At 73.1% G+C, this 12,597-nt stretch carries 9 protein-coding genes; 2 read left to right on the top strand and 7 right to left on the bottom strand.

Going from position 1 to position 12,597, the window contains the following annotated elements; genetic code table 11:
* The first annotated feature begins 17 nt into the window (after nucleotides 1-17).
* Both HD596_RS53740 and HD596_RS53745 read left to right on the top strand, forming a co-directional pair.
* Complete coding sequence (locus tag HD596_RS53740) at nucleotides 18-1,301, top strand: oxygenase MpaB family protein (RefSeq protein ID WP_185077143.1); 1,284 nt, start codon at nucleotides 18-20, stop codon at nucleotides 1,299-1,301.
* Complete coding sequence (locus HD596_RS53745) at nucleotides 1,298-4,516, top strand: ATP-binding protein (RefSeq protein ID WP_185077144.1); 3,219 nt, start codon at nucleotides 1,298-1,300, stop codon at nucleotides 4,514-4,516. Before HD596_RS53740 ends, HD596_RS53745 begins: the two co-directional genes overlap by 4 nt.
* Before the next feature lie 15 nt (nucleotides 4,517-4,531).
* On the opposite strand, the gene HD596_RS53750 is transcribed toward HD596_RS53745, so the two are convergent.
* From HD596_RS53750 to HD596_RS53780, 7 genes are all read right to left on the bottom strand, one after another.
* The gene (locus tag HD596_RS53750; protein ID WP_185077145.1) at nucleotides 4,532-5,275 is read right to left on the bottom strand and encodes an SDR family NAD(P)-dependent oxidoreductase; all 744 of its coding nucleotides are present in this window, start codon (nucleotides 5,273-5,275) and stop codon (nucleotides 4,532-4,534) included.
* Between the two features lie 26 nt (nucleotides 5,276-5,301).
* Nucleotides 5,302-6,564 (bottom strand): sensor histidine kinase, encoded by a 1,263-nt coding sequence (locus HD596_RS53755; RefSeq protein WP_185077146.1) that lies wholly within the window; start codon nucleotides 6,562-6,564, stop codon nucleotides 5,302-5,304.
* Entirely contained in the window at nucleotides 6,561-7,238 is a 678-nt protein-coding gene (locus HD596_RS53760) for a response regulator transcription factor (protein WP_221520030.1), read from the bottom strand. Before HD596_RS53760 ends, HD596_RS53755 begins: the two co-directional genes overlap by 4 nt.
* A 93-nt stretch (nucleotides 7,239-7,331) precedes the next feature.
* On the bottom strand, nucleotides 7,332-8,648 hold the full coding sequence (locus tag HD596_RS53765) for a cation:proton antiporter (RefSeq protein ID WP_185077147.1): 1,317 nt from the start codon (nucleotides 8,646-8,648) through the stop codon (nucleotides 7,332-7,334).
* Nucleotides 8,645-9,967 carry a cytochrome P450 gene (locus HD596_RS53770; RefSeq protein ID WP_185077148.1) on the bottom strand — a complete coding sequence of 441 codons (1,323 nt, stop codon included), beginning with the start codon at nucleotides 9,965-9,967 and terminating at the stop codon, nucleotides 8,645-8,647. Before HD596_RS53770 ends, HD596_RS53765 begins: the two co-directional genes overlap by 4 nt.
* Nucleotides 9,961-11,004: an alpha-hydroxy acid oxidase gene (locus tag HD596_RS53775; protein WP_185077149.1), complete on the bottom strand. Its 1,044-nt coding sequence runs from the start codon at nucleotides 11,002-11,004 to the stop codon at nucleotides 9,961-9,963. Before HD596_RS53775 ends, HD596_RS53770 begins: the two co-directional genes overlap by 7 nt.
* Nucleotides 11,004-12,563, bottom strand: coding sequence for an NAD(P)-binding domain-containing protein (locus HD596_RS53780; RefSeq protein WP_221520031.1), 1,560 nt, complete (start codon nucleotides 12,561-12,563; stop codon nucleotides 11,004-11,006). The genes HD596_RS53775 and HD596_RS53780 overlap by 1 nt, the downstream gene beginning before the upstream one ends.
* Nucleotides 12,564-12,597: the final 34 nt, after the last annotated feature.

Genomic DNA, 12,597 nt, shown 5'->3' on the forward strand with positions numbered 1-12,597 from the left:
TCTGGAGTACGGGGTAGATGAACGTTCACGAACGCTGGCCGGAGGAGAGATTCCGCCAGCTGCGACAGCAGGCCGACCCGGACATCGACAAGGTCGTGGCCGGATACCTGGACGACCAGCCCGCCGGAAGCGGGCCCCTGGAGCTGCTGAAGGCGGTGATCCAGGAGCTGGCGGCGGCCAAGCGGGAGGCCAGGGCGCCGTCCGGCGAACCGCCCGCCTCCGCGATCTTCGAGGCCATCGACTTCGCCGCGGACCTGCCCGAGTGGGGCGACGACCGCGAGCTGCTGGCCAAGGGGCAGGCCGTCTTCGCCGACTACGGGCTCTACCAGTCGGCCGCGCTCTTCTGCAAGTGCCTGCCCATGGCGTACGTGGAGGTGTCCAGCGCCAAGGTGCTGGCCGGCGTGTCCCGGCTGGCCACGCACAGCCTCACCCGCCGGGTGGCCGAGACCGGGCAGATGCTGGTCGACGTGATGGGCCTGAAGGCCACCAACAGCCTGGAGCCCGGCCGCCCCGGGCACACCACGGCGCTCGGCCTGCGGATCCTGCACTCCTTCGTCCGCGCCCTGGTCAACGAGCGTTTCGCTGATCACTGGGACACCGAGCGGTTCGGCCCTCCGGTCAACCAGGAGCTCCTGCTTGCCACCATCTTCGACTTCTCTGTGGTGACATGGGAGGCTCTGGAGAGTATGGGCGTGACGCTCTCCACGGAGCAGCGTGCGGCCCACCTCTACACGTGGAGCGTGTTCGGCCATCTCATGGGCGTGGAGGCCTGCCGTGACCGGCCTCTCACGCTCGAGGACGTCGAGCCGGTCAGCGAGCGCCTGGGCCGCCTGTACGAGTCCAGCGACGAGGGCCGCCGGCTGATGGCCAGGCTGCTGGAGGAGATGGAGGAGTTCATGCACCTGGGGTGGCGCAAGCTGCCGCGCAGCCTGGTGCACTGGGTCTTCCGCGACGCCAGGTACGGCGCCGACCGGGTGCCCGAGCTGCTGGGCGTGCCCAAGCCCGCCTGGTGGTTCACCGCGCTGTTCGCGGCCGGCCGGGCGGCGAACCGGCACGCGGCGCTGGCCGGGCCGGTGGACGGCGTCGTCCGCTGGCTGGTGCGCAGGCTCGGGCGGCAGATCGTGGTCGCCCTGATCGACCGCCACTCCGACGGGCAGGCGGCCTTCCGGATCCCCGAGGACCTGGCCGGCGCCTGGCGGATCAGGCAGTCGCGCCCCGCCGTGAAGACGCGCGAGCTGCGCCGCACGGTCCGCCAGAAGGTACGCGCGCCCGCGCGGCGGCTGAAGGAGCGGCCCACATGACCGCTCCGCACCCGCCCGGCACGCTGACCACGGCGACCATCCTGTTCACCGACGTGGTCAGCTCCACCGCCATGCGCATCAGGCTGGGCGAGGAACGCGCCAACGTGGTCTTCCGCCGCCTCTACCAGCTGCTGCGCTCCGTGGTGACGGCCAGCGGCTCGACGTTCACCAAGAGCCTGGGCGACGGGCTGATGGCCGTCTTCGACTCGGCCACGGCGGGGCTCGACGCGGTCATCGCGGTGCAGCAGGCGGTGGCCGACGAGAACGAGCGCGCCCCCGACAAGATCTCCATCAGGGCCGCGCTCGCCGCCGGCGACGTGTGCTGGGGCCACGACGACGTCAGCGGGCTGCCGACCGTCGAGGCGGCCCGGCTGGTCGCCATCGCGGAGGGCGGCCAGGTGCTCTGCACCGACCTGGTGCGGCGGCTGGCGCAGGGGCGCAGCCGGCACGAGTTCAAGGACCTGGGGCGGCTGCCGGGCAAGGGGCTGCGCGAGCCGCTGCACACGTACGAGCTGCACTGGCAGAGCGCCGACCACCACCAGGTCGCCGGGCTGGCCCCCTGGCTGGAGGACGGGCACGTGCTGCCGTTCGTCGGCCGGGAGGAGCAGCTGCGGGTGCTGGACGGGGAGCTGGCGGCGGCCGAGTTCGGCAGCGGGCTGGTGATCCTGCAGGGCGACTCGGGCGTCGGCAAGACCCGGCTGGCCTCGGAGGTGGCCAGGCGGGCGCTCAAGCGGCAGTTCACGGTGCTGGCCGGGCGGTGCACGGATCCGGCGCGGCGGGCGTACGAGCCGATCGCCGGGGCGGTGGAGCGGCTGGCCCGCACCTCGCCCGCGCTGCTGCTGCGCGCCGGGGTCGACCAGCAGTGCGGCCAGCTCGTCCGCCTGGCGCCCTCGCTGGCCGCTCCCCCGCTGTCGCTGGAGGTGCCGCCGGCCACCGAGCCCGTGTCCGAGCGCTACCACCTGATGGCGGCGGCCCGCACGCTGATCGAGCGCCTGACCACCGTACGGCCGGTGCTGCTGGTGATCGACGACCTGCAGTGGGCGACGCTGGAGTCGCTGCAGATGCTCAACGCCCTCATGTGGGACGCCGAGGCCCTGCCGCTGCTGGTCCTGGCCACCTCGCGGCCCCTGCTCGTCGACTCGACGGCCGAGTCGGCCCTGCCGGAGCTGCACAAGCTGACGGCCGACAGCCGCACGATCGAGGTGCCCTCCTTCGGGCTGGACGAGGTCTCCCACGCGCTGGCGGAGGTGCGCGGCGGCGGCGACTCCGAGCTGCTGCACCGGATCACCGGCGGCAACGCGTTCCTGGTCAGCGAGGTGGTCAGGGAGCTGGCCGCGGGCAAGGAGCTCGACGGCCTGACCGTGCCCGACTCGGTGACGAGGATGGTCATGGCCCGGGTCTCGCAGCTCCACCCGGACGCCAGGGACCTGGTCAACCTGCTGGCCGTCGGCGAGCGCATGGAGTCGGCCGAGCTGCGGGCGGGGCTGGGGCTCGACGAGGCCCGGTTCGTGGCCGCGGTGGAGGAGGCCATGGGCGCCGGCCTGGTGACCATGTCGGACGGCGGGTCCTGCCGGTTCTCCCACGAGCTGACCAGGACCGCCCTCTACGCCAAGCTGTCGGCGCCGCGGGCGGGGCTGCTGCACGGCAAGGTCGCCGACGCGCTGTGCCAGACGGACCCGCGCGCCATGGAGACCCGGCCGTACGTCGTGGCCACCCACCTGCTGGCCGCCGCCGGGCACGGCCGCGACCCGGCGCGGGTCAGCGCGGCGGCGGACGCGGCCGTGCACGCGGCGCAGTACGCGCTGGCCGGGCTGGCGCACCGCGAGGCGGTCACCTGGTACCAGCGGGTGCTCGACCTGCTGGCGGACTTCCCCGGCGCCACGCTGGAGCGGCGCGCGGAGCTGCTGGTGGAGTGCGGCCGGGCCATGTGGCTGGCCGGCGACCCCGACGCCAGGCAGACCCTCGTGCGGGCGGCCGACCTGGCCAGGCAGTGCGAGCGCTCCGACCTGATCGTGATCGCGGCGCTGGGCGGCGACCGCGGCTTCTCCACCATCTCGGCGGCGCCCGACCAGCAGCGCATCGCCCTGCTGACCGAGGCGCGCAAGCTGGTCGACTCCACCGACCTGAGCACCCGGGCGCTGCTGGCGGCCCAGCTCGCCTCCGAGCTCATCTGGGCGCCCGACGGCGAGCGGCGCTTCGCGCTGAGCGACGAGGCCGTGGCGCTGGCCCGCAAGTCGGGCGATCCGCGCACGCTCGCCAGCGTGCTGGGGCAGCGCAGCCTGACGATCATCCCCGCCGACCCGCTGCACCAGCGCCACCGCGACGGCGACGAGATGTTGGAGGCGGCCCGCCGCACGGGGGACGACCTGGCGCTGTTCCACGCGTACGTGCAGCGCACTCCCCCGGTGCTCGACGGCGGCGACGTGACCAGGGCCGCGATGCTGCTCGGCGAGGCCGACGAGCTGGCGCACCGGCTGGCCCAGCCGCACCTCAACTGGCTGATCGGCTACTCCAGGGCCGGCCTGACGCTGATGCAGGGCGACCTGGCGCAGGCCGAGTCGGAGGCGCAGGCGGCCCTGCGGCTCGGCTCGGAGATCGGCCGCCGCCTGGAGGCCGTGGCCATCTACTCGTCGCAGATCGCCGAGATCCGGCGGCTGCAGGGGCGGCTGTGGGAGCTGCGCGACCGGTACCGCCGGGCCGCCCAGGCGCCGCGTGTGGATCCGGTGCACGCGATCCTGCGGTATCTGTGCGAGATGGCCGACGAGGAGGCCGCGCCGCTGCTCGATCGCATCCTCGCCGACGGCGGCGCCACGCCGCCGCGCAACATGGCCCACCGGCCCGCCCTGGACAACCTCGCCGTGGCCGCCTCCCGCCTGGGGCGGGCGGAGCTGGCCGAGCAGCTGTACGGCGCGCTGGCCTCCGACGGGCAGACGTTCGGCCACGGCGCGGTGGCCCACCACTGCGGACACCACTACCTGGCGCACCTGTCCGTCGCGGTGGGTTTGCCGCATCGGGCGGCCGAGCACTTCGAGGCCGCGGCCGAGATGCACGAGCGGCGGGGGGTGCCGCTCATGCTGGCGGAGTCGCTGCTCGACTGGGCCGACCTGCTGGACGGGGGCGAGGTGAGCGGCCCGAAGCCGGCCGACCTGCGCAAGTGGGCCGCCTCGCTGCTGCCCGGCCGCGGCGCCGTCCTGCTGGAGCGGCGCCTGCGCTGACCGCGCCCGCCGGGATCAGCGCAGGTAGGAGGCGCCGTTGAGGTCGAGCACGGCGCCGCTGGCCCATTCGGCGGCCGGGGAGGCCAGGTAGACGACGGCTGCCGCGATCTCCTCCGGCCGCGCCACCCGCCCGAACGGGCTCTGCGCCCGGATCGCGTCCCCTCCGGGCCCCGTCAGGTACTCGGTCGTCATGTCCGTCTCGACGAACCCGGGCGCCACCGCCGCCACCGCGATCCCGCGCGGGGCGAGCGCGACGGCCAGCGACTGGCCCAGCGCGTTCAGCCCGGCCTTGCTCGCCCCGTAGGCGGGGCTGTCCGGCTCGCCGCGGAACGCGCCGCGCGAGGAGACGTTGATCACGCGGCCGCCGGCGGTCATGTGCTGGACGGCGCACCAGATGACGTTGGCCGTACCCACCAGGTTGATGTCGAGCGTGCGCCGCCAGGCGCTCTGCCACTCCTCGTACGACAGCTCCGCGAGGGGATGGTGGAAGTAGGTGGCGGCGTTGTTGACCAGCACCTCGATCCCGCCCAGCGCGCCAGCCGCCGCGTCCACCAGGTGGCGCACCGCCTCGGGGTCGGCCAGGTCGCCCCGCACGATCGTGTGCCCCTGGCCGGGCAGCTCCGCCAGCAGGTCCTGGGCCTCCTTCGCGGAGTCCCGGTGATGGATCGCGACCCGGTCGCCCTGCGCGGCGAAGGCCGCCGCGACCGCCCGTCCGATACCTCTCGACGCACCTGTGACAAGAACTCCACGCCCGCTCATGTGGCCGCACGCTAGCAGGTGGCCGCTCAGAGGCGGCGTTCGGGTTCGCGGGCCGGTGGCGTCCACGCGGGCGGCGTGACGGCCGGGCCTGCGGGCAGGCTGACGGTGAAGGTGGCGCCGGCGCCCGGGCGGCCGTCCGCGGTGATGGTGCCGTGGTGGCCCTCCACCACCTCCCGTACGAGCGCCAGCCCCAGCCCGAAGCCTCCCCCCACGAACCGGGTGAAGAGGCGTTCGGTCTCCGTCGGGTCGAAGCCCACCCCGTCGTCACGCACGGTCAGCCGGACCAGGTCGCGGTCCCGGGACAGCGTCACCCGGATGTGGCCGCCCGCCCGCGTGTGGCCCAGGGCGTTGTCCAGGAGGGCCGAGAGCACGCGGCGCAGCGCGGACTCCACGCCGCGCACCACGTGATCGCCCGGCCCCTCGCACCGGACCTCGATCGTGACCCCCTTGGCGTCCGCGCGGGCGCCCTCGGCCACGGCCAGCTCGGAGGCCAGCACGGCGAGGTCGACGGGCCCGAACGGGCGGCGCAACTGCTGGAGCTGGGCCGACTGGAGCAGGTCCTCGACCACCTCGCCCAGCTGCCTGGAGCCGGTCACGAGCTGGTCCACCTCGTCGATGAGCAGGATCGGGTCCGTGCCGCCCCGCAGCCGGCGGGACAGGAGCTGGGCGCGGGTGTGCAGGCGGGTCAGCGGGCTGCGCAGTTCGTGGCTGACGTCGGCGGCGAAGCGGCGCTGGCGCGCCAGGGCCTCGCCGAGCGGGGCGATGGCGCGGCGGGAGATGACCTGGCCCACGAGCAGCGCGGCCAGCAGGCCGCCGAGCTCCGCGCCGCCGAGCGTGCGCAGCAGCCGCTGCCGTTCGGCGTCCTGGTAGCGCAGGTCCAGTGCCGCCTGGAAGGTGTCGTCGCCGCGCCGCTGGGTGCGGATGAGGTACGCGTGCCCGTCCACCCGGACCTCCTCGACCCTGGGCGGCTGCCCGGTGGCGACCCGGTCCATGGGCGCGCGGAACGGGAGCGCCCGCGGCGCGCCCGGGGAGCTCTCCACGGTGCCGTCGGGCCGCAGCGCGTAGAGCCAGACGCAGGGAGGAGGGTGGGCGATGGGGGCGCGCTGCACGGCCGCTGTCAGGTCGCGCCGGGCGGCGTCGGCCTGCTGGTGCACCATGACGCAGTAGACCAGCACCCCGGTCAGGGCCAGCAGCAGCGAGATCACACCGGCCACCTGCGCGGTGAGGCGCCGGCGGGCCCGCTTCAGCAGCCGCCGCTCCAGCTCCGGTCCCGGCTCCGCCGGGCTCATAACTCACCCAGGCGGTAGCCCACGCCCCGCACGGTGTACACGACCCCCGAGCCCAGCTTGTTGCGCAGGTAGTAGACGTACGTGTCCACGATCGATTCCTTCTTGGCGCCGTCGAAGACCCGCTGCCGGAGCGACGTGCGGGTGTGCACCTGCCGCGGGCGCGCCGCCAGGGCGCTGAGCAGCCGGCACTCCTGCCCCGACAGCTCGACCTGCTCGCCGCTCGGCAGCCGGACGACGTGCGACTCGGAGTCCAGCCAGCCCGCGCCGAGCGGCAGCAGCGTGGCCTGGTCCAGGTTCCTGCGGTGCAGCGCCCGCACCCTGGCCAGCAGCTCGTCGATCTCGAACGGTTTGACCAGGTAGTCCTCCGCGCCCGCGTCCAGCCCGGTGACCCGGTCGGCGACCGAGCCGAAGGCGGTCAGCACCAGCACAGGGGTGGTGACCGCCTGCCGTCGCAGCCGCCGTATGAGGTCGATGCCGTCGATCGCCGGCAGGCCGCGATCGATGATCAGCACGTCGTACGAGCGGCTCAGCCCAAGATGCAGCCCGCGCTGCCCCTCCAGAGCCAGTTCGACCGTGTACCCCTCTTCGGTGAACAGGTCGACGAGCATGCGCCCCAGTTCGCGGTCATCCTCGATGACCAGCAGCCGACGGGCTGTACCCGGTGTTCCAGCCACCAGACCACGGTTACACCACGCCCAGGAGGATTTCCAGATCCACTCGGGCATTTGTTGATCGAGAACCGGGCGTACCCCGGCCGACCTGCGCGATCACGATGGATTGGACCTGACCAGCTCCGAAACTTCCGCAACCTTGGCCCGGGTCTCGAGGCGCTCGGGCAGCGCCAGCTTGTAGAGGGGCAGCGCGCCGGCCGTGGTGAGTATGGCCACGAGCACCAGCATCGCGAAGAGCTCCTGGTTGATCATGCCCTGGGCCAGGCCGATGTTGATGAAGATGAGGATCATCAGGCCGCGGGCGTTCATGAGCGCCCCCACCGCGTACGACTCCCGCAGACCGAACCCCATCCCCCGCATCGCCAGCGCGCACCCGAAGTACTTGCCGGCGAACCCGGCGAGCAGGATCAGCCCGAACGCCAGCAGCATGGCGCCGCCCGCGATGCCCCCGAGGTGGGTGTTCAGCCCCGAGAAGGTGAAGAACGTGGGCAGCAGCAGCGTCGAGACGATCTCCATCATCCGGCCGTGCAGCGCCTCGCGGAACTTGGGGTCGCGGGGCATGGCCAGGCCGGCGAGGAATCCGCCGAAGACCGAGTAGACGCCGATCCAGTCCGTCAGCCAGCCGGCCGTCAGCGGCACGAGGACGACGACGTACATGCCGGTGGCGCCGAGGCGGCCGGTGCGGGCGACGTTCGCGCCCATGGGGCGCAGCAGGGGCGCCACCACCTTGAGCATCACGACGGCGAACACCGCGGTCAGGCCGATGGTGGGCAGCGCCCCGGCGGGGCCGGTGCCGAGGTGCATGGCCGACAGGACGGCCAGGATGCACCAGGCCAGGGCGTCGTCGATGGAGGCGGCGATGAGGGTGAGCCGGCCGACCGGGGTGTTCTCCAGGCCCCGCTCGTACAGGATCCTGGCCAGCATGGGGAAGGCGGTCAGCGAGAGCGCCCCGCCGACGAACAGGGCGAACTGGAAGGGGCTGACGTCCGGCACCGAGAGCAGGTCGTACAGCAGGAGGCCCGCGCCGAAGCCGAGCAGCAGCGAGGGGACGATCCCCGAGACGGCCAGCGCGGAGGCCTTGCGGACCTCGCCGGGCGTGCGCCCGTTGTGGTCGAGCCCCGCCCCGACCAGGAACATGTAGAGCGTCAGGCCGATGGTGCTCAGCACGTACAGGACGGGCCTGACGTCCTTGGGGAACAGGGCCGCCTGCGCGTCGGGGAAGAGCCAGCCGAAGAACGTCGGCCCGAGGAGCACGCCGGCGACCATCTCGCCGAGCACGCGCGGCTGCATCACCATTTGCGCCAGCCGGCCGCAGATCGCCGCGACGATCAGGATCACGACGAGGGCGGGCAGGACCTTGAGTATGAGGGCGAGGTTCGGATCGGGAGGCGTGACGTGGGCCAGTACGGTCATGTTCGGTTCTCCGCTGGGTGATCGAAGTGGGTCTCGCAGAGCCGTTGCCGGCGGGCGTCCCAGACCATGTACGTGCCGAGGACGAGTTGCACGAGGCTGCGCCAGACGTCCTCCCAGCGGTCGCGGACCCGCATGAGGACGAGCGCGGCGCGGGGCGGGGACGCGTGCGGCGGGGTGAGCAGGCACGGCCCCCGGTTGGGCAGGGACCGGGTGTGGGCGGCCGAGGAGTGCAGGGAGTGGCGGTGCAGGATCTCCCGCGCCGCGACCCGCATCGCGATCGGCGCCAGCCGCCAGGCCGGGCAGGGCCGGTTGGCGGCGACGCCGAACGGGATGTGGTTGAGCTCCCTGGCGGGCCGGTCGAAGCGGCCCGGGTCGAAACGGTCCGGGTCGGCGAACCCGGCGCGGTGGAACTCGGGATAGTTGAAGCAGAGCACCGACCCGGCCGGGATCGCGGTGCTCCCGCCGAGCGGGATCTCGCCCGTGGTGATGCGGTGGGCGATGCCGAAGAGCGGGTAGAGCCGCAGCGTCTCGGAGATCACCTGGTCGAGGTAGCGGTCGTCCCCCGTACGGGCCCGCTCCTGCACCTCCGGGTGCTGCGCCAGGACCATCAGCAGGTGGGCCGTGGCCTCCGACAGCTGGACGACGGCGGTGTTGAAGAAGGCGCCCTGGAGGTAGAACGCCTGCTCCTGGGGTGACAGGCCGGCGGGGAGCGGGATGCGCACGCGTGACAGGCGGCCGAGCAGGTAGCGGGTCAGGCGGTGGCGGCGTTCCATGTGCCGCAGGCCGGTGCACTTGAGCGAGGTGACCACGTCGTTCGCGTTGCCCACGATCAGGTCGCGGGCCTCCCGCGGGCACGGCTCGGCGAACACCAGCTCGTAGGAGAACTCCGCCCACAGCGGCATCATCAGGTCGCGCAGCCGTACCAGCCCCCGCGCGCCCGCCAGCGTGCGGGCGGCGCAGCGGCGCGTGAGCTCCTCGGCCTCGCCGCGCGGCACGGCGAGCAGCCCGCGCGTCGCCTTGGCCACCGCGTCGTACCGCTCGCCCGCCTCCAGGTGCTCCTGGTGCATCTCGGGGCCTGGTGACAGCCAGTACCAGAACAGGTCCGACAGCGCCGCGCCCCTGCTGCGCCCGTTGGCGGCCGGGTGCGAGTAGACCTCCCTGAAGCGGTCGACGCCCACGAGGTCGCCGGGGACGGGGATGCCCTCGTCCCCGTTGATCCGGTTGAAGACGCGTACGCGCAGCGCCACGACCCTCGCGGGCAGCCACCACGGCAGGCTCGCCACGACCAGGGCCAGGGCCAGCGCCAGGATGATCAGCATGTCCGCCGCACCATGCCCGGGTCGAGGTCGCCGATCGACGCGCAGCCGCACAGCGTGAGCGCGTGCTCGACCTCCGCGCGCAGCCGGCCGAGCACGCGGGACGCCCCGCGCTCGCCGTCCGCGGCCAGCCCCCAGATCACCGGGCGGCCGACGGCGACCGCCGCGGCGCCGAGCGCCAGCGCCTTCAGCACGTCCGTGCCGCGCCGGATCCCGCCGTCCAGCAGCACGGGCACGGCCCCTCCGACGGCCGCGGCGATGTCCGGCAGCAGGTCGATCGAGGCGGGAACGGTGTCGAGCTGCCGCCCGCCGTGGTTCGAGACCATGATCGCCGAGACGTCGTGGTCGAGCGCGATCCGGGCGTCGCCGGGATGCGTGACGCCCTTGACCACGATCGGCAGCGCGGTCATCTCCCGGAGCCGGTCGAGGTGCTCCCACGACAGCTCGGGCGACATGAGGATGGGGCGCACCCGGTCGCCGTCGCGCAGGTTCTCGCAGCACAGGCCCTCGGGCAGGTCGTGGAAGCCGTTGCGCAGGTCCCGCTCGCGCCGGCCGAGCACGGGCGAGTCCACGGTGACGACCAGCGCCCTGCAGCCGGCCGCCTCGGCGCGGCGCACGACGGTCTCGGTGAAGGCCAGGTCCGGCTGCACGTACAGCTGGAACCAGAGCTCGGCGCCGGGCGCGGCGGCCGCCACCTCCTCGATCGCGACGGTGGCGGCCATGCTCACGATCATGATCGTCTCGGCGGCGGCGGCCGCGCGGGCGGTGGCCCGCTCGCCCTCCGGGTCGGCGAGGCGGTGGAACGCGGTCGGCGCCACCAGCACGGGCATGGCGGCGCGGCTGCCGAGCAGGGTCAGGCCGGTCTCCAGCTTGGCCGCGCCGCGCAGCACCCTGGGCAGCAGGCCGATCCGGGCGAACGCGGCCTCGTTCGCGCGCACGGTGACCTCGTCACCGGCCCCGCCGGCGAAGTAGTCGTAGTGCGCGGGGTCGAGGCGGGCGCGGGCCTCGGCCTCGAACTCGCGCAGGCTCCACCGCTCCATCAGACCGGTACGGACGTCAGCCGCGCGGCGAAGAAGGCCCGGAGGGGCTCGACGTGGATCTCCTTGGAGGTCCACTCGTTCTCGAGGTTCTCGGTGATGTGGTGGGCGACCGGGGGCCGGCCGGGCACGTGGTGGCGGACGACGGGGTGGAGGTAGTGGCCCTCGTGCGCCCGGGCCGAGTCGCTCTGGCGGATCCGGCCCACCTCGATGTCGAAGGGGTCGACCTGGTCATGATCGGGCCCGTAGTCCAGGGTGATCGCGAAGTGGCCGCGGTCGCCGATCGGCGGGCCCTGCAGGTCGTACGGCACCTCCTCCAGGTAGCGGGCGGTGTCCCCGTCGGGCACGATGACGTCGGCCAGCAGCCCGAACTGCTGCCACAGCGCCGAGGTGCGGTTGACCCGTTCGATGACCGCCGCCGCGAGCGCCCCCGGCTCGGCGGGCAGCACCCTGGCGGGCCAGGGGACGCCGTGGTGGCGGGACTCCAGGACGCGGTGCAGCGCGCGCACGCCGTACCGGAAGCCGTGGATGAAGCCGCTGGTGCCGCGCTTGAAGTCGCGCGACTGGGTGATCGTGCCGGCGAAGTAGAGGTCCGGTACGTTGACGGACTCGTAAGCCGGGGTGAGCGACGGGAACCTGTCGTCGATCACCAGCTCGGGGCGGCAGTCGTCGCCGAAGATCGAGGCGTCGAAGCGGAAGCCGGTGCAGAGGATCACGCTGTCGTACGGGATGTCCTTGGTGACCTCGTCGACCCGAGCGAAGGAGACCGTCACCAGGTACGTGCCGTCCGCGTTCCGTTCGATCCGCTTGACGTCGCCGTCGAGGATCGCGTTCTGGGACTTGAGCTGGTACGTGTCCAGCAGGCCGTTGTTGACCGCCCGCAGGTGGCCGACGTAGTGGGTGCGCCAGGCCATGCGGACCGAGTGCGGGCCCGCCACGTGGATGGCCGCGGCGGTCTCCATCAGGTTGTCGGCCGTCTCGAAGGCCGAGTTGCCCTTGCCGATGACGAGCACGCGCTGGTTGACGTAGTCGGCCGGGTCGGTGGAGTGGGTGCCGTACAGGTCGGCCGTCTCGATGCCCGGGATGGGCGGGATGTTGGGCTTGGTGACGCCGGTCGCGACGATGACCGTCTTCGCCTCGTACGTGCGCCCTGTCTCGTCCGTCACCCGGAACGCGGGGCCCGGCCGGTCGACGCGGACCACCCGGGAGTCGTAGGCGACGCGCAGGCCGCGCTTGCCGGCGAAGTCGGCCAGGTAGCGGACCATGTCGTCGGCGTGCGGGAAGTACCGGTCGCTGTAGCGGGTGAACAGCAGGTCGGGGTCGTCGGACAGCAGCGAGTTCCAGTCCATCCGGAGGTTGAGCTCGGGGTCGTCCCATCCGGTGTACTTCTTGTTGATCGAGATCAGCTTGCGATGGCGCGGGTGGGTGCGGAAGAACTGGCCCGGCGCGGGGCCCGCCTCGAGGATCAGGTAGTCCCGCCCGTGCTCGTGCAGGAAAGACCCCAGTTGCAAACCCGCGGGGCCCGCGCCGATCACCAGGTGGTCCAGGGTCTTGTCCGGCACTGAAAGCCTCCGTCACAACGATGTGATTGAACGG

Origin of the sequence: Nonomuraea jabiensis, from assembly GCF_014204795.1 — a bacterium.
Lineage (GTDB): Bacteria > Actinomycetota > Actinomycetes > Streptosporangiales > Streptosporangiaceae > Nonomuraea > Nonomuraea jabiensis.